Here is an 18009-nt window from a genome sequence, read left to right as displayed (position 1 = left end):
CTTAAAGGCAACCTAATAGATTGCCTTTTATTTTTAAATTAATTAAATTAAAATTTATAAGTAAATGTACCCAGTATCATACGTTTTTGCTGCGGAGTTACCGTGCTCCAACCTGAATAGTAGGTTTCATCAGTTATATTATTTCCTTTAACACTTACCCTAAATGTATCATTTTCAAAATAAGCCGAAGCATTAAAAATAGTATAACCTGGAATATAAAAACTACCTGTAACAGCTTTATAACCAACCATAGTGTCATATTTAGACTGACCATTAAACCCAGCTCCTACACCAAAGTTTTTAAAGAATTTATAATCTGCCCAAAAGTTATAGGTAAATTCTGGCCCCGACTCTCCATAACGACTTCCTTCTAGAGCTGTTGCAGATGGCGATTTTGTAACTTCAGAGTCATTATAACTAAAACCAGAATGGATATTTAAACCTTCAATTAAATTCGCATTTACTTCTAGTTCTATACCTTGACTATTAATTTCTAAATCTTGAGTTTGCGTTGCCCAGTAATATTTATTATCAACTGTAATATTGTAGTAACTCAAAGTCGTTTCTAATCTATTATTGAATAGATTGGATTTCACACCCACTTCAAACTGATTGGCTTGTTCTACATCAAATGCTTGTAAAGTTGTTTCTCCAGTGGCGTAATCTGTAATATATTGTGGGTTTACATAAGAAAATCCATTTTGGTAGTTTGTAAAAATAGATAATTCATTAAGAATTGGTTGAAATACAATTCCGAATTTAGGCGAGAATGTAGATTCTGTGAATTCAGTATCATCATCCGTATCTGTATTTCTATCACCCTGATAATCAAATCGGTCATAGCGAACACTACCCATTACGGATAAAGATGGTAAAATATTAATAACATCAGAAATATAAGCGCCAAAAATATTTTGACGAATATCACTATCTAAAAACCCAGATCCTGATAAAGCTGCACTTAAATTTTCTTCATTAATTTCTGGTTCACCATACACTAAATCGCCATCAATATTTATAGTATGTAAATATCCCCAGTTAGAGCTATTATCAATAATATTATAATCTAAGTAATCTATACCAACTAATAACTTGTTTTGTAAATCGCCTATTTTAAATGCTCCGGTAAAATTTTGTTGTAAATTAAGTGTTTTAGTTCTGGCGTTAGTATCTTGAGCATATAAACTAAAATAATCATTAGAACCATTCCACAGATATGTATAATACCCAAGAGATTTAGCCACACCACCAGAAATTAATGTTTGAGACGACCATTGGTCTGTAATTTTCCAAGCAACTTCACCACGGTAGTTATGCGTTATATTTTCGATGGTAACATCATCACTGGTAAACGATAATTCGGTGTTATATCCAAGCTCCTCAATTGAATTGAACGCTAAAGGTGCGTAACGATTTAAAAACAAAAATGTTTCATTAGTTTGTTCATTTTCAGAAGCTTCGTATGAAAAATTAAGCGCTAGTTTATTGTTAACTTTGTATGAAATAGAAGGCGCTAGAAATACCGATTTTTTTAGTCCAGCATCTTGGAAACTATGCTCCTGTTGAAACCCACCGTTAAAGCGTAAAGACATTTTGTCGTTTGCGCTAACATTAACATCAGCATTTAGTTTAGAAAAATCGTATGAACCTCCAGCCACTGTAATTTCACCTCCTGTACCACTATATGGCTTTTTTGTAATAATGTTAATTAAACCGCCATAAGATGTAACTGCGCTTCCGAATAAAGTTCCAGAAGGCCCTTTTATAACTTCCACACGTTCCACATTGGAAGGGTTTATAAAACCATTTGTTATACCAGCAACACCATTTATTAATTGAGGTTGCACAGCAAAACCACGGCTAGAATAATAGCCAGCACCATCGCCACTTCTACCTGTAGAAGACCATAATTTTGTAATACCAGCAGCATTTTTTAGGGCATCCTCGAAGGTATTAACCGATTGAGAAATTAATAATTGATTTGTAATGGTATTATAAACTTGGGAATTTTCAATGTTTTTTAAAGGCATTTTAGAAACATAAGCACTTTCTTTTCTTGAAAACTTATTTTTTCTTTCAGTATCAATTACCACTTCTTCTAAAAGCTCATTACCTTCATAAAGAGTAATGGTTCCTAAATCGATAGTTTCATTTGATTTCATTTGAAACGGAATCACCTTCGATTTAAATCCTAAATACGAAACTGTAAGGGTGTAGTTTCCATTTTGAACGGCAGTTATTTTAAACTCTCCCTTTTCATTTGATTGAGTTCCCTTTACTGTATTTTTAATACTTAGGTTAACTCCCATTAACTCGTTTTGATTACTATCTTTAATTATACCTTTTAAAGTTCCATTTTGCGAAAACCCTAGAACATTTAAGGCAAGAAAAAGAATTATGGTTAGTTGTTTATTCATCTGTTTTTATTTAGACTTGATATAAATAATAATTTCGAAGCAAAAATATCTACAACAATTTAATTAAGCAAATTAATTAGAATAATTCTAAATAAAAAAAATTAAAAGCTTGATTTTATATTAATTAGCAGGCAAATAAATTGGATGAACTCCAAAAAATTATGTGAAATTCTATTTGAAAAAACAATAATTTAATCTTCAGAAAGTACAAATAAATGACTGTTGCTATAATGGATGAATATTCATTTACGGAACAAATTAATTAATCCCAGCATTGGCCCAATAGCTAAAAAGACAAACAAAAACTTAACTTCTATAACATCTACCAACATGCCCATAAGTTGAATACTAATAATGGTTACTGCAAATCCGATAGAGTTTACAATGGTTAAGGCCGTACCCCTAAAAGTGACTTTACTATTTTGAGCTATTAAGGTTGAAAAAAGTGGAGAATCGGCTATAACAGCCATACCCCAAAAAACCATAAAGGAAATAAATAGAATTTCGGAATTTTGCTGAAATATTAACGGTGATATCAAACAACAAATACATGACATGGTTAGAGCCATAGTTGCTGTGCTTTTAGTACCCAAAAAGGATGACAAGTATCCAGAAATTATACATGCTATTCCACCGGAAGCAATAATTAAAAAACTTAAAAAGGAAATATTGAAGTTCATTTCTGAATGCACACTTTGGTATCCTATAAGCAAAAGGGGTGTAAATGCCCAAAAAGCATACAGTTCCCACATATGACCAAAATAGCCAATTGCGGCAGCCCGAAACTTTTTTTCACTAAATACCTTATAAACTATGGAAAAATCTAAACCATCTGCAGGTTTTCTATATGGCCCGTCGGGCACAAAGAAAAACATAATGAGTCCGCCAAAAACAGCTAATCCTGAAGTTATATACACCACCATTTCCCAAGCAAATACACCATTGAACCCATTTAATAAATGTGGCAAAGCGGTTCCCACGACTAAAGCACCTACTAAATAACCTAATGATTTTCCTAATCCTTTCTCATAATAATCGGCAGCTATTTTCATGCCTACAGGGTAAATACCAGCCAAGAAGAAACCTGTAAAAAAACGAAATGTAATTAGAAGAAGCAAATTATTGTTTTTTAAAATCATCCCTAAATTAAAAACGGCAGCAATAACAGCACTTATACAAAATACTTTTGAAGGCGAAAATCTATCCGTAATGGTTAGAAGTGCAAATAAAAAAGTACCCATTATAAACCCTAATTGAACAGCAGATGTTAAATGACCAATGGCAGATGGTTCTAAATTAAAGGTTTGTACTAAGTCCTGAATAATACCATTTCCCGCAAACCATAATGAGGTACAGAAAAATTGTGAAAAAATTATAACAGGTAAAATGTATTTGGAATGATTCATTTAAAAGGATTCGAATCTAATTTAATTTTTATAAATAAGCTAAGACGAATTTAAAACCAAATTATTACAATATTTTTGTAGAACTTATGAATTCAACATCTCAAAAATTAAATAGTCGCGAGCTAAAGGACTTCCTAGACACTAAAGTTTTGGAATATAACAACCCTAAATTTATTGACAGTGACCCAATTCAAATTCCACACCAGTTTTCATTAAAGGAAGATATAGAAATTTCTGGGTTTCTAACCGCCACAATTTCTTGGGGAAACCGTAAGAGTATTATAACCAATGCCAATAAATTAATGGAACTTCTTGATAATGCGCCATTTGACTTTGTAATAAACCATCAGGAAAACGATTTAGAGAAACTACTACCATTTGTACATAGAACCTTTAACGGTGATGATGCCATTCAGTTTATAAAAAGCCTTCAACACATCTATTCAAAATATGACGGATTAGAAGCTGTATTCTCTAAAAATGCAGAAACCGATTCACTACAAAACGCTATTTCAAAATTTAAAGCAATTTTTTTTGAAACCGAACATTTAAATAGAACCCAAAAACATATTAGTGACCCTCTTAAAAATTCAGCGGCCAAACGTATAAACATGTTTTTACGTTGGATGATTAGAAATGATAAATCTGGTGTTGATTTTGGAATCTGGAACAGCCTCTCTCCTGCTCAATTGTCTTGTCCGTTGGATGTACATTCAGGAAATGTTGCTCGAAAATTAAGCTTATTACACAGAAAACAAAACGACGGTAAAGCATTACTAGAACTGGACGCAGCCCTAAGACAACTAGATTCTAATGACCCCGTGAAATACGACTTTGCGCTATTTGGTTTAGGCGTATTTGAAAACTTTTAACTAATTATAATCTGTATATTTACTCTAAAATTTACATAACTTGCTTACATCAATGAAAAACCTAATTACACTTTTTTTAATCGTTACTTGTTTAACCTCCCTCGCACAAAAAAAACGAAATATTCCAATTGATACTGTAGTTGTAACCAACAGTACAGTAACCGTAAAAAACATCACGTTTCCTTACACGGCTTCCACAGGTACTCAACCCGTTTGGAACGATAAAAATGAGGTTATTGCAACACTTTATTACACCTATTATGAGCGAAGTAATATTAAAGATAAAGCAAATAGGCCCTTAGTATTTTCTTTTAATGGAGGTCCTGGTTCCGCTTCTGTATGGATGCATATTGGTTATACTGGTCCTAAAATTTTAAATATTGATGAGGAAGGCTATCCTTTGCAACCTTATGGTATTAAAAACAACCCTAATTCCATCTTAGATGTTGCTGATATTGTTTACGTAAACCCCGTAAACACTGGTTATTCTAGAATGGTGGAAAATAAAGATGGGGAATTGCCAAATAGAGAGTTGTTCTTCGGAATAAATGCAGATATAAAATATTTAGCAGAATGGATGACAACCTTTGTTTCCAGAAAAAACCGATGGGAATCTCCAAAATATATAATTGGTGAAAGTTATGGAGGTACCCGAGTTATGGGATTAGCGAATGAACTACAGAATGACCAATGGATGTACTTAAATGGTGTTATTTTAGTTTCACCAGCGGATTATAAACTATATAACACCAATCAACCAATTTATTCGTCATTAAACTTACCTTACTTCACTGCAACCGCTTGGTATCACAAGTTGCTTGCTCCCGAACTTCAAAACAAAGATTTATTAGACATTTTACCAGAAGCTGAAAATTTTGCTATCAACCAGTTAATGCCTGCCATTGCCAAAGGTGGATTTGTTTCTGACACTGAAAAAAAAGAAATAGCCAACAAAGTAGCCTACTATTCTGGACTTTCAGAAAAAGCTGTGCTGCAGAATAATTTAGAAGTACCAAACAACTTTTTCTGGAAAGATCTATTACGTGATGAAACAGGAAAAACGATTGGTCGTTTGGATTCGAGATATTTAGGAATTGACAAAAAAGATAGCGGCGATAGCCCTGATTACAGCCCCGAACTAACCACCTGGAACCATGCCTTTACACCTGCTATAAATTATTATATAAGAGAACATCTGGGTTTTAAAACCGATATTAAATACAATATGTTTGGTGATGTGCACCCATGGGATAGAAGAAATGAGAATACAAGAGATGGATTAAGACAAGCCATGGCGCAAAACCCTTATTTAAAAGTGTTAATTCAATCGGGGTATTATGATGGTGCAACCACTTATTTTGGAGCCAAATATACCATGTGGCAAATAGACCCAAGTGGAAAAATGAAAGACCGATTTACCTTTAAAGGTTACAGAAGCGGGCATATGATGTACATACGAAATGAAGATTTAAAAACTTCCAATGATGATTTACGTGCGTTTATAAATAACTCGTTATCTAAAGGTAAAGCTGCTAAATATTAATTAAAACTGAATACAAAAAAACGATTGACAAACTAATACTAGTTTCTCAATCGTTTTTTTTTAATCTAAACTTATTAAAACGTTTAGTCTTTTAACCAAGCTTCTCGTAAGTTTTTTTGAGCTTCGGTAGCATCTGCTTTTTCCACAATACTTTCCCCAACAGTATAAGTAGGCGTTGTTTTAGTTTTAATAACAACCTCCTTGCCGTCTCTAACTAATATTACTTCAATATCTTTGCCTGGTTTCCACATAAATACCGATTGCAACACCTGATTTGCATTTTGCATAGTAAGTTCGGTTCCATCAACCGATTTAATAATGTCATTTTCTAGAACACCATTTTCAGCCCAAAAGCTGTTTTTCAATACCATATCGGTAAAAAAGATAGTTCCCAATTGAGGATCACCACTTACAATAGGTGCACCATTCATTAAGATATAGTTAGTTTCTACTTTACCTTCACCAAGTTCTAATCCTACTTTGTTCAAAAAAACATTGTAATTAATTGGAATATCTCCAACAACATGCGTTGTTAAAAAATCGTGTACCGATGAATAAGTCATCGTAGCAATTTCTTCAATAAGTTTATCATCCTCGAACGGTTTGTTTTTACCGTATTTATTTGAGAGTTCTTTCATTAATGATAAAATTCCTCTTTGTCCGTTGCTTTCTTCTCGCATTATTATATCAATACACATTCCAATTAATGCACCTTTTTGGTAAACATTCAAATATTGGTCTTTGTATGGTGCTTTTAAAACATTTTCACTCATAATAGTAAAACTCATAGCATCATTCAAATTCCTTGAATATTGAATTTTATCCATCATGTTTTTATAGAATTCACTTTCATCAATTAAACCTTGATCTACTTGAAACAAATTCGCAAAATACTCAGTAACCCCCTCATACATCCATAAATGTTTTGAGAATGTAGGGTTGTTATAATCGAAATAATGAACATCTTCAGAGTGAACACTTAAAGGCGTTACAATATGAAAAAACTCGTGCGATACCACATCTATCATGCTTTCAGCAAGCTCCTCTTCATCCATTGCTTCTGGCAATACTACCACGGTTGATGTATGATGTTCTAAAGCACCAAAACCTTTTGGAGATTCTTCTTTTCCTTCAGATAAGTATAAATAAATATCATATCTAGGTGTAGAGTTAATATCTCCTAAAAATGTTTTTTGAGCTTGCATCATTTTAAAAATGGTTTCCTTTAAAGACGCTGCAGAATGAATTTTGTTTGGAGAGTATACGCTTAAAACAATTTTAATATCACCCACTTCAAACTCTTCAACATCTAAATTTCCATACATCATTGGGTTATCGGTAATATCAAAATATCTTGGAGCAAAATAACTAGTAGTTATACTTTGGCCATCATCACTGGTTTTTGAAGCAACTTGTTGTAAAGCCGAGGTACGTACAAAGCTAGCTGGTGCTGTAATATCTAATTTATATTGGTTATTTTTTAATGAATCAAAATACCCTATAAAACCATGTAAGTTCAGTACATAGTTAGTAGGCTCAATATTAGTCCCTGAAGGTGAAAATGGTTGTTCTTTACCAATACCTCCTTCGGTTTCCATATCAAAAGTATCATTTACTAAATAGGTAATTTTATCTAATTTCTTAGCGTCTTTAATAGTCCAAGTGTTCACATCAGTTTTCGCAACAGGCATAATATTACCATTATAATCTATCGCTTTAAAATCGGTAACATATTTCCCAAAATCACTTACCGAGTATGTTCCTTGAACTACTTTTGGTAAACGATATGTTACTGTTTCTTCAGTAAATCGTCCAGGATTTATGGTTACAGGCGCCTTATCGTCTTCAACACTTGATAAATTTATGGAAGTTTCAATTGGTAATTTGGTGGCTAAATCGTTAGTTGAATTTTTTGTTGCAGAACAACTTGCTAGTAAAATACCCGCAAATACAGCGGCTAAGGTTTTTGTATTCATTAAATTGACTGTTAAAATTTATTTTAAACTGACGTGCAAATTACCAATATGTTACGCACTGTATTCTTAAGGTTTTGTTAAAAAGCTTAAATATGTATATTCGCAACATGGAAAATCCGCTAATAAGCATTATTACACCCTTTAAAAACACGGCACAGTATCTTGAAGCCTGTATCGATTCCATTTTAAAACAATCTTATACTAATTGGGAACTTTTAATTGTAGATGATGGCTCTACAGATGCTAGTTATAATCTAGTTAAAGCTTTTGCTGAAAAAGATCATCGCATTACCCTTTTAAAAAATACAGGCAGCGGTATAATTGATGCACTTCAGCTCGCTTTTAAATACAGTAAAGGCGAATTTATTACCAGAATGGACAGTGATGATGTTATGGCTGCAAATAAACTTGAAGTGATGGCAAGCAGTTTATTAAAATATGGTAAAAATCATGTGGCTGTAGGGTTAGTAAAATATTTTAGCGCTACAGGTGTTGGAGCTGGTTATAAAAGTTATGAAACCTGGCTGAACAACTTAACCAAAAGAGGAGCTAATTATTCTGAAATTTATAAAGAATGTGTTATTCCCTCACCTTGTTGGATGGTGTACAGAACTGATTTTATTGCTTGCGATGGTTTCAATCCAAACCGCTATCCAGAAGATTACGATCTTACGTTTAGATTCTACAAACACCAATTTAAATGTATTCCTTGTGATACGGTTTTGCATCATTGGCGCGATTATAGTTCCCGGACTTCCAGAACCCATGTGCATTATGCCCAAAACCATTTTACGGAATTAAAACTTCGTCATTTTTTAGAGATTGATTACAATAAAGAAAAAACTTTAATTATTTGGGGTGCTGGAACCAAGGGAAAACTAATGGCAAGTATTTTATTAGAATCAAACATCCCTTTTGAATGGATTTGCGATAACCCTAGAAAAATAGGTAAAGATATTTACGGAAAAACCTTAAGAGATTTTAAAACACTTTCAGAATTAAATAACACACAAAGCCTCATTACCGTGGCAAATAAAATGGCACAAGAAGAGATTAGAACCTATTTAACAAAAATAAACAAGCAGCCATTTATAGATTATATATTCTTTTGTTAACTTCGCCATATTAAGTAATTTTTGGTTTTCATATTCTATATTCGAAAAATATAAAAAGAAATGCAGTTTAAACACCCCGAACTTCTTTACGCCTTATTTTTACTGCTAATTCCTATTATTGTTCATTTATTTCAACTTCGGAAATTTAAAAAAGAAGCATTTACAAACGTGGCATTTTTAAAGGAAGCCACAATACAAACTCGTAAAAGTTCTCAAATAAAAAAGTGGTTAATACTATTTACTAGATTATTACTTTTAGCTGCAATTGTATTCGCTTTTGCACAACCTTTTACCACAAACTCTAGCGCCTTCAATTTAAAAAAAGAAACAGTTATTTTCCTGGACAATTCTTTTAGCATGCAAGCCAAAGGAAATCAGGGTGAACTTTTAAAACGTGCCGTTCAAGATCTTATCAGTAATGTTCCTGAAGATGAAACTATAAGTATTATAACCAATAATGACTCTTACAGAAACACCACTGTAAAAGCTATAAAAAATGATTTGCTGCAATTAAACTATTCTCCAAATCAATTAAATTACGAAGCTGCATTACTTAAAAGCAACACCTTCTTTAGCAATAATAAAAACACCATAAAACATCTTGTTTTTATATCTGATTTTCAATTAAAAAATAGCAATTTTAATTTAAAAACAGACTCATTAACCAACATTCATTTAGTACAATTAAAACCAGTAAATGTTAATAACGTGAGTATTGACAGCGCTTATATTACAAATACCACGGCAACAGCAATTGAACTAAAAGTAATATTAAAAAATAGCGGTAGGGAAATTGATAATTTACCTGTTTCTTTATTTAATAATGATCAATTAATTGCAAAAACATCGGTTAGCATTAACGATAAAACAGAAACCACATTTTCTTTGCCGGCAGATAACGTAATTAATGGCAAAATAACGATTGACGATTCCAATTTACAATTTGATAATAGTTTGTATTTCAACATCAATAAAACTTCAAAAATTAATGTGCTTGCCATCAATTCTGAAGATGATGCCTTTTTAAAACGCATTTATACTGAAGATGAATTCAATTACCTAAACACTCCTCTAGATCAGTTAAATTACAGCAATATTGACCAGCAACATCTTATCATTTTAAATGAATTAGGTAGTATTCCAACGCCATTAATAGCCGCTTTAAAATCATTTACTAATCTGGGTGGAAAACTTATTATTATACCTTCAACAACCATCAATTTAGAATCTTATAATGCATTGCTAACTACCTTTGGCATGAATTTTAGCGCTTTAATTCAAACTGAAAAACGAATTACTGGCATAAATTATTCACATCCGTTGTACAACCGTGGTGTTTTTGAAAAACAGGTTGATAATTTTCAATACCCGAAAACAAACAGTTTTTATAATATCAATGCAAACAGTGGTTCGGCTGCTTTAAAATTTGAAGACAGCAAACCGTTTTTGTTAGAAAATAAGAATGCTTTTATATTTTCTTCCGCCTTTAAAACCGAAAATTCTAGCTTTAAAAATTCGCCGTTAATTGTGCCTACCCTTTATAATATTGGGAAATTCAGCTTTAAGAACCCTGATTTATATTATACCATTGGAAACCAAAATACTTTTGATGTTGAAACCGAATTACAGCAAGATGCCGTATTAAATTTGGTTAGCAAGGATATAAGTGTCATTCCTAAACAGCAATACTTTAATAATAAAGTCGTAATTAGCACTTCCGAAACACCCGAAATCGCATCCATTTATACGGTTAAAAAAAACACGGAGCCCCTTAAAAATGTAAGTTTCAATTTTAATAGAGCTGAAAGTAATTTGATTTACAGCACACTTACCGATTCTGAACATGTAACCATAAGTGATTCAATTTCTGAAATTTTCGACACCTTAAAAAGTGACTCAAAAGTTAACGCCTTATGGAAATGGTTTGTTATTTTTGCACTCGTGCTATTAATTATTGAAATGGGCATCTTAAAATACTTTAAATGAACATACTTATAAAATCTGCCACCATACTAGATTCTAAAAGCGAGTTTCACAATACAACTCAAGATATATTAGTTGAAAATGGTGTGATTTCCAGCATTGAAAACCAAATAAAAAACCCAGGCAACTACCAGGAAATTTCGTTTGAAAACCTTCATATTTCACAAGGATGGTTTGATAGTAGCGTGTGTTTTGGCGAACCTGGTTTTGAGGAACGTGAAACCATTAAAAACGGTTTAAAAACAGCTGCAGCCTCTGGTTTTACTACAGTTGCTATGAATGCCAATTCAAATCCTGTAATTCAGTCTAATTCTGACATTACTTTTGTGAATACAAAGGCATTAAATAATCCTGTAACCCTTTTGCCAGTTGGCGCATTAACTATTGGAAGCAAAGGTGAAGATTTGGCCGAATTATATGATATGAATTCTGCCGGCGCAGTTGCATTTTACGATTATAAAAAACCTATCAGCAATCCCAATTTAATGAAAATTGCTTTGCAATACGCCAGCAATTTTGATGGTTTGGTTTGCTCCTTTCCGCAGGAAAATAAAATTTCAGGAAACGGCGTGGTTAATGAACATATAAATAGTACAAAACTTGGTTTAAAAGGTATTCCTGCTTTAGCGGAAGAATTACAAGTAGCACGCGACTTATTTTTGTTAGAATACACGGGTGGCAAATTACATATTCCAACAATTTCAACTTTAAAATCGGTAGAATTAATTCGCGAAGCCAAAAAGAAACATCTAGATGTAACCTGCAGTGTTGCTATTCATAATTTATATTTTACGGATGCTGTTTTAAGTGACTTTAACACCCATTACAAAGTGTTACCACCTTTACGAACGCAGAACGACGTAGATGCCTTAGTTGAAGCTGTAAAAGATGGCACAATTGATATGGTGACAAGCGACCACAACCCAATTGACATTGAGCACAAAAAAATTGAATTCGATTATGCGGCTTACGGAACCATTGGCTTGGAAAGTGCATTTGGCGCATTACAAACAATTTTTACCACTACACAAACGATTGAAATTTTAACAAAAGGAAAATCGAGATTTGGCTTAGAGTCTACACCAATAAAAATAGGAAATAAAGTCAATTTAACGCTTTTTAATCCAGATGCTAAATTCACCTTCACTAATAAACACATTATTTCAAAATCTAAAAATGCCATTTTTGAAAACGAATCTTTAAAAGGTTGTGTTTATGGTATTATTGCGAATAATCAAATGACATTAAACTCATTATAAATGACAGAAGTAGATATTGAAAAAGGTCGTAAAAATGCTATTATAAGTTACATAACATTATTTGGTGTTATCATAGCTTACTATTTAAATAATGAAGTTGAAAACAAAAGCGAATTTGCTAGTTTTCATATTAGACAATCACTTGGCTTATGGCTAACTTTTTTTGCATTAGGGTATATTATTGGAAGCTTTGATAGCTGGATGATAACTTCTGGATTCTATGTGTTTTTTGCTGTTTTGTTCATTTATGGTTTTACAAATGCGCTTTCAAAAAAACACGATCCAGTGCCTTTAATTGGTGAATTCTATCAAAAAATCTTTTCAAACCTAGGAAAATAAATTATGCTTAATACTTCACTTTTTTTACATCATATAATAAGAAAATCTACTTTAACTGAAAATGCACCTTTGTTAATAATGATGCATGGTTATGGTAGCGATGAAAACGATTTATTTTCGTTTGCTTCGGAATTGCCTGAGGAACTTTTTATTATTTCGGTTAGAGCCCCATACCCAATGCAACCTTATGGTAATGCTTGGTATGCCATTAATTTTGATGAAGAACAAGGCAAATGGAACGATAACGACCAAGCTATTAAGTCTAGAGATATCATTTCTAAATTTATTGATGAAGCTGTCGATGCCTATCCAGTAAATAAAAACAATGTAACCCTTTTAGGTTTTAGTCAAGGAAGTATATTAAGTTATGCTGTAGCACTAACCTACCCCGAAAAAGTAAAGAACATCATTGCTTTAAGCGGTTACGTAAACAAAGATATATTACCAAAAACCATAGATGAACAAGATTATTCGAATTTAGATTTTTATTGTTCTCATGGTAGTGTAGACCAAGTAATTCCTGTAGAATGGGCCAGACAAACAGCCCCATTTTTAAACAGTTTAAATATTAAACACAAATACTCAGAATTTCCTGTTGGGCATGGTGTAGCACCACAAAATTTCTACGAATTTAAAAAATGGCTAATAGAACGTATTTAATAATTTCCATTATCATTTTATAACCATTTCATCACAAAAAATAAAAATGAATACTATTAAGCAAGACACACATTTATTAGCCTCAAAAAAATTAATTGGATCAGTAATATCAATAGGAACCGATTGTGCTATTGTTAAATTAACCATCACGGAAGACATGATTGTGGATACTTACAACCTCGCTCATGGTAGTTTTGTTTTTGGTCTTGCCGATTATGCAGCCATGGTTGCCGTAAACAAGCCAACTGTGGTTTTAGGAAAGGCAACAACAAAATTTATAAAACCAGTTGTATTACATGATGAAGTGACGGCAAGCGCAACCATTACCGACAACTCTAATGGAAAAAAAGTAATAGTGTCTGTAGATGTTAAAAACCAAAACAACGACTTAGTTTTTGAAGGAGAATTTGTTTGTTTTATTCTAGAAAAACATATTTTAGAAGCTTAAAATTGAAAATGCTTTAGAATTATTTGAGCATAAAAAAACACCTTGACATATAATATTTGTAAGGTGTTTTTTTATGTTTTGAAGAATGTACTTTATTTCAAGTATGCCAAAACATTAGCTTCAATTCTATTTTGAATGTTAGAAACATCGGCCTTAACAAAGGTTTCTCCTGTAATGTTTTCATAAAGTTCTATATAACGTTCAGAAACCGTTTCAATATACTCATCACTCATAAAAGGAACTGTTTGCCCTTCTAATCCTTGAAAATTATTAGCTATTAACCACTGGCGAACAAACTCCTTGCTTAGTTGTTTTTGTTCTTCACCTTTTTCCTGACGTTCTTGATAGCCTTCTGCATAAAAATATCTGGAAGAATCTGGTGTGTGAATTTCATCAATCAACACAATTTTACCGTCCTTGGTCTTTCCAAATTCATATTTAGTATCTACTAAAATCAATCCACGAGACGCAGCAATTTCGGTACCTCTTTGAAAAAGTTTTCTAGTATAATCTTCTAAAACCAAATAATCAGCTTCTGAAACTATACCACGTTTTAAAATTTCTTCACGTGAAATATCCTCGTCATGGTCGCCCATTTCTGCTTTAGTTGCAGGTGTTATAATTGCTTCTGGAAAGGCATCGTTCTCTTTCATTCCCTCAGGCATAGCGACACCACATAAAAATCGTTTTCCGGCTTTATACTCACGAGCTGCATGACCAGACATATATCCACGAATAACCATTTCTACTTTAAATGGCTCGCATAAATGACCAACGGCTACATTAGGATCGGGTGTAGCTGTTAACCAATTAGGAACAATATCTTGAGTTGCTTCCATCATTTTGGTAGCTATCTGATTAAGAATTTGTCCTTTGTACGGAATTCCTTTTGGCATTACAACATCAAACGCAGACAGTCTATCGGTAGCAATCATTACTAATTGCTCATCATTAATGTTATAAACTTCTCTAACTTTTCCTTTATAAACATTTTTTTGACCAGGAAAGTTAAAATTGGTATCCGTAATAGTATTCATTAGAAGTAATTTGTTAATTGTTTTGCAAATGTAATTTGTTTACTAACGCTAAACAAATCAAAATAAAAAAGGGAGAAATAAAAATTCCTCCCTCCTTATATCAAAAAAAATTACAACGCTTTATTTGAATCTAATATTATAAGTTACACCAACACCTACTGTTTGTAAATCAACATCATTTTCTGCAAATGTGTTTTGGTAATAGCCATAAAAATTCCAATCCCTATTGTGGTAACCAATTTGAGGATTAACATATAAACCGCCTTCATTATTATCTACATTAGTTAAAAAACCATATCCTAAATCGGAGCCAATAAATAAGCCTTCAGGTTGGAAATAGTAACGGGCAAATCCTGCTACAGGAACAACTCCAAAATCATCGAATTCATCTTTTCCAAAAAAATGATTATAACCAGAGGCCACACCGATGGCAAAATTTGGATTTATCAAATATTGTCCTCTTAAATCTACTCCAGCATTGAAAGACGATACATCACTAGCATCTCCCACCGGAACACCAGCAGTTAATCCTGCTTTAAACCAAGAATTGTTTGGCGTGATATTTATGTCGTTTTGCTGTGAAAATACTGCTGTTGCTCCTAAAATTCCTATTCCAAAAGTTAAAATTAATTTTTTCATAATGTTCTTTTATTTATTGTTAATACTGCAAACCTAAGTAAGAACGACACGTTACTATTTACATCATTTTTAATAAAATTTATAGAATTATAATAATAGCAACTTAAACAAAATACAATTAACTGATTTCCAACGAATGGAATAAAAATTAACAAAAAAGCCAATTACATCAATAATTGGCTTCCTATTTATTATGAGATTTAACTAATCTTCATGTTCGATGCTTTTGTAAGCTTCAATAACTTTTTTAACTAAACGGTGACGAATAACATCTTTGTCGTCTAAAAATATCATGCCTACCCCTTCCACATTTCTTAAAATTAACAAAGCTTCTTTTAATCCGGAAATGGTTCGACGTGGTAAATCTATTTGACCAGGATCACCAGTTAATAAGAATTTTGCATTCTTACCCATACGAGTTAAAAACATCTTCATTTGATTGTGAGTGGTGTTTTGTCCCTCATCCAAAATAACAAAAGCATTATCCAAGGTTCTCCCACGCATAAAAGCCAAAGGTGCTATTTGAATCGTTCCATTTTCAATGTACATAGCTAATTTTTCTGCAGGAATCATGTCTCGTAATGCATCATAAAGCGGTTGCATGTAAGGATCCAACTTTTCTTTTAAATCACCTGGTAAAAATCCTAAATTTTCTCCCGCCTCTACTGCTGGTCTGGTTAAGATAATGCGTTTAACCTCCTTGTTTTTTAGTGCTTGCACAGCCAATGCTACACCCGTGTAAGTTTTTCCAGTTCCTGCCGGACCAATAGCAAAAACCATATCATTTTTACGCATACTTTCCACTAATTTGCGTTGGTTGGCTGTTTGTGCTTTTATAAGCTTTCCTCCAACACCATGAACTATTACGGTTCCGCTAGACTCGGAAGTTGAGTAATCATCACTACTTTGGCTTGTAAGCACACGCTCAATTACATTTTCATCTAACTTATTGTATTTAGAAAAATGATCCAAAAGCATTTTCATACGGCGGTTAAATTCTTCCAGCAATTCATCATCACCAAAAGCTTTAACTTTATTCCCTCTTGCTACAATTTTAAGCTTCGGAAAGTGTTTTTTAAGGAGTTCAATATTAGTGTTTTCCGCTCCAAAAAATTCTTTTGGAGTAATTTCTTCTAGTTCTATAATAATTTCGTTCAAAAGGCGTAGATGTTTGGTTAAAATTTCTTCTTATAATTATGTAAATCTTGTTAATTCAACTTAAATGAATTATTGTTTTTTTTCGTTAAAATTATTTTAATAAATATAAATTATTGAGCCATAAATTTTCTTGTTAAACAAAAAATGAAAACAAAATTTTATGTAGGTTTGCGTAACTGTTGAAACTCAAAAATAAACAAATTTGAGTGACATAACATTAAAAACATATCAACAATTTATTAATGGCAATTATAACATTTACTTCCGATTTTGGCGAAAAAGATCACTTTGTAGGTGCGACAAAAGGCGCTATTTACAGTGAATTGCCAGACGTAAGAATTGTTGATATCTCACATTTAGTATCGCCTTTTAATATTTTGGAAGCTGCTTATATTATCCAAAATGCTTACAACAGTTTTCCTAAAGGAACGATTCATATTATTGGTATAGATTCTGAAATAAATAAGGAAAACAAACACATTGCCATTAAACTAGATGGCCATTATTTTATTTGTGCTAATAATGGCATAATGAGCATGATATGTTCAGAAATTAGACCTGAAAAAATCGTTGAAATTAATATTCACGATAAAATTCAATCTAGTTTCCCGGTGCTGGATATTTTTGTTAAAGTGGCTTGCCATATTGCTAGAGGCGGAACGCTTGAGGTTGTTGGTAAATCGATTACCAATATAAAACCCATTAAACATATAACGCCTTTTGTAAATGACGATAAAACCCAAATTGTAGGTAGCGTTATTTATGTTGATAACTATGGAAATGTGGTTACTAATATTAAAAAATCATTCTTCGAAACCATACAAAAAGGACGTACTTTTGAAATTTCTGCGAGAAACAATAAATTTAAAAAGATTTACAACCGCTACAGTGATATCGTGAATTTTGATTTACCAGAAGATAAACGTCACGACGAAGGTAAAGGTTTGGTGGTTTTTAATTCTGGTGGTTTTTTAGAAATTGCTATTTATAAAAGTAATAGCGCAACAATTGGTAGTGCCACTACCCTAATGGGACTTAATTTAATGGACAATGTAAGCGTAAATTTTAACACAGAATCTATTTTACAACGTGTTGAATAATAATATTATTTTTGCTTTTGAATTTATGTTAATAAGAATTGTAAAAATGAGGTTTAA

The 18009-nt window shown here is 32.4% G+C and carries 15 protein-coding genes; 9 read left to right on the top strand and 6 right to left on the bottom strand.

Annotated features, from left to right (window positions below; all coding sequences use genetic code 11):
* Positions 1-47: 47 nt before the first annotated feature.
* Positions 48-2417 carry a TonB-dependent receptor domain-containing protein gene (locus tag ABYI63_RS01475; protein ID WP_372752671.1) on the bottom strand — a complete coding sequence of 790 codons (2370 nt, stop codon included), beginning with the start codon at positions 2415-2417 and terminating at the stop codon, positions 48-50.
* 242 nt (positions 2418-2659) lie between these two features.
* Positions 2660-3823: an MFS transporter gene (locus ABYI63_RS01470; protein ID WP_372752669.1), complete on the bottom strand. Its 1164-nt coding sequence runs from the start codon at positions 3821-3823 to the stop codon at positions 2660-2662.
* Between the two features lie 86 nt (positions 3824-3909).
* Between ABYI63_RS01470 and ABYI63_RS01465 the strand changes: the two genes are divergently transcribed.
* Both ABYI63_RS01465 and ABYI63_RS01460 read left to right on the top strand, forming a co-directional pair.
* Complete coding sequence (locus tag ABYI63_RS01465) at positions 3910-4695, top strand: TIGR02757 family protein (RefSeq protein WP_372752667.1); 786 nt, start codon at positions 3910-3912, stop codon at positions 4693-4695.
* A gap of 52 nt (positions 4696-4747) precedes the next feature.
* Entirely contained in the window at positions 4748-6238 is a 1491-nt protein-coding gene (locus ABYI63_RS01460) for a S10 family peptidase (protein WP_372752665.1), read from the top strand.
* Positions 6239-6321: 83 nt separating this feature from the next.
* Here the strand turns inward: ABYI63_RS01460 and ABYI63_RS01455 are convergent, their stop codons facing one another.
* A complete protein-coding gene (locus ABYI63_RS01455; RefSeq protein ID WP_372752663.1) occupies positions 6322-8214 on the bottom strand; it encodes a peptidase M61 in 1893 nt (630 codons plus the stop codon).
* Between the two features lie 92 nt (positions 8215-8306).
* Between ABYI63_RS01455 and ABYI63_RS01450 the strand changes: the two genes are divergently transcribed.
* The 6 genes from ABYI63_RS01450 to ABYI63_RS01425 are packed head-to-tail and all read left to right on the top strand — an operon-like array spanning position 8307 to position 14018.
* Complete coding sequence (locus tag ABYI63_RS01450; RefSeq protein WP_372752661.1) at positions 8307-9329, top strand: glycosyltransferase family 2 protein; 1023 nt, start codon at positions 8307-8309, stop codon at positions 9327-9329.
* A gap of 60 nt (positions 9330-9389) precedes the next feature.
* The gene (locus ABYI63_RS01445; RefSeq protein ID WP_372752659.1) at positions 9390-11315 is read left to right on the top strand and encodes a BatA and WFA domain-containing protein; all 1926 of its coding nucleotides are present in this window, start codon (positions 9390-9392) and stop codon (positions 11313-11315) included.
* A complete protein-coding gene (locus tag ABYI63_RS01440) occupies positions 11312-12571 on the top strand; it encodes a dihydroorotase family protein (protein WP_372752657.1) in 1260 nt (419 codons plus the stop codon). Before ABYI63_RS01445 ends, ABYI63_RS01440 begins: the two co-directional genes overlap by 4 nt.
* The gene (locus tag ABYI63_RS01435; protein WP_372752655.1) at positions 12572-12910 is read left to right on the top strand and encodes a hypothetical protein; all 339 of its coding nucleotides are present in this window, start codon (positions 12572-12574) and stop codon (positions 12908-12910) included.
* A 3-nt stretch (positions 12911-12913) separates the two neighbouring features.
* Positions 12914-13570, top strand: coding sequence for an alpha/beta hydrolase (locus tag ABYI63_RS01430; RefSeq protein ID WP_372752653.1), 657 nt, complete (start codon positions 12914-12916; stop codon positions 13568-13570).
* 46 nt (positions 13571-13616) lie between these two features.
* A complete protein-coding gene (locus tag ABYI63_RS01425) occupies positions 13617-14018 on the top strand; it encodes a hotdog domain-containing protein (RefSeq protein ID WP_372752651.1) in 402 nt (133 codons plus the stop codon).
* 92 nt (positions 14019-14110) lie between these two features.
* Here the strand turns inward: ABYI63_RS01425 and ABYI63_RS01420 are convergent, their stop codons facing one another.
* The 3 genes from ABYI63_RS01420 to ABYI63_RS01410 form a co-directional block, all read right to left on the bottom strand.
* Positions 14111-15055, bottom strand: coding sequence for a phosphoribosylaminoimidazolesuccinocarboxamide synthase (locus ABYI63_RS01420; RefSeq protein ID WP_372752649.1), 945 nt, complete (start codon positions 15053-15055; stop codon positions 14111-14113).
* A gap of 120 nt (positions 15056-15175) precedes the next feature.
* Entirely contained in the window at positions 15176-15694 is a 519-nt protein-coding gene (locus tag ABYI63_RS01415) for a hypothetical protein (RefSeq protein ID WP_372752647.1), read from the bottom strand.
* Positions 15695-15898: 204 nt separating this feature from the next.
* Positions 15899-16852, bottom strand: coding sequence for a PhoH family protein (locus tag ABYI63_RS01410; protein ID WP_372752645.1), 954 nt, complete (start codon positions 16850-16852; stop codon positions 15899-15901).
* Between the two features lie 242 nt (positions 16853-17094).
* On the opposite strand from ABYI63_RS01410, the gene ABYI63_RS01405 reads away from it, so the two are divergent.
* Positions 17095-17952 carry an S-adenosyl-l-methionine hydroxide adenosyltransferase family protein gene (locus tag ABYI63_RS01405; RefSeq protein ID WP_372752643.1) on the top strand — a complete coding sequence of 286 codons (858 nt, stop codon included), beginning with the start codon at positions 17095-17097 and terminating at the stop codon, positions 17950-17952.
* Positions 17953-18009: the final 57 nt, after the last annotated feature.

Origin of the sequence: Mariniflexile sp., from assembly GCF_041583155.1 — a bacterium.
GTDB lineage: Bacteria > Bacteroidota > Bacteroidia > Flavobacteriales > Flavobacteriaceae > Mariniflexile.
Note: the sequence above shows the minus strand (reverse complement) of the source record. Positions and strands in the feature narration are given on the sequence as shown.

Excerpts from the sequence above, each read along its gene's own strand:
- ABYI63_RS01475 (WP_372752671.1), bottom strand. The coding sequence starts at position 2,417 with ATGAATAAACAACTAACCATAATTCTTTTTCTTGCCTTAAATGTTCTA.
- ABYI63_RS01470 (WP_372752669.1), bottom strand. The coding sequence starts at position 3,823 with ATGAATCATTCCAAATACATTTTACCTGTTATAATTTTTTCACAATTT.
- ABYI63_RS01465 (WP_372752667.1), top strand. The coding sequence starts at position 3,910 with ATGAATTCAACATCTCAAAAATTAAATAGTCGCGAGCTAAAGGACTTC.
- ABYI63_RS01460 (WP_372752665.1), top strand. The coding sequence starts at position 4,748 with ATGAAAAACCTAATTACACTTTTTTTAATCGTTACTTGTTTAACCTCC.
- ABYI63_RS01455 (WP_372752663.1), bottom strand. The coding sequence starts at position 8,214 with ATGAATACAAAAACCTTAGCCGCTGTATTTGCGGGTATTTTACTAGCA.
- ABYI63_RS01450 (WP_372752661.1), top strand. The coding sequence starts at position 8,307 with ATGTATATTCGCAACATGGAAAATCCGCTAATAAGCATTATTACACCC.
- ABYI63_RS01445 (WP_372752659.1), top strand. The coding sequence starts at position 9,390 with ATGCAGTTTAAACACCCCGAACTTCTTTACGCCTTATTTTTACTGCTA.
- ABYI63_RS01440 (WP_372752657.1), top strand. The coding sequence starts at position 11,312 with ATGAACATACTTATAAAATCTGCCACCATACTAGATTCTAAAAGCGAG.
- ABYI63_RS01435 (WP_372752655.1), top strand. The coding sequence starts at position 12,572 with ATGACAGAAGTAGATATTGAAAAAGGTCGTAAAAATGCTATTATAAGT.
- ABYI63_RS01430 (WP_372752653.1), top strand. The coding sequence starts at position 12,914 with ATGCTTAATACTTCACTTTTTTTACATCATATAATAAGAAAATCTACT.
- ABYI63_RS01425 (WP_372752651.1), top strand. The coding sequence starts at position 13,617 with ATGAATACTATTAAGCAAGACACACATTTATTAGCCTCAAAAAAATTA.
- ABYI63_RS01420 (WP_372752649.1), bottom strand. The coding sequence starts at position 15,055 with ATGAATACTATTACGGATACCAATTTTAACTTTCCTGGTCAAAAAAAT.
- ABYI63_RS01415 (WP_372752647.1), bottom strand. The coding sequence starts at position 15,694 with ATGAAAAAATTAATTTTAACTTTTGGAATAGGAATTTTAGGAGCAACA.
- ABYI63_RS01405 (WP_372752643.1), top strand. The coding sequence starts at position 17,095 with ATGGCAATTATAACATTTACTTCCGATTTTGGCGAAAAAGATCACTTT.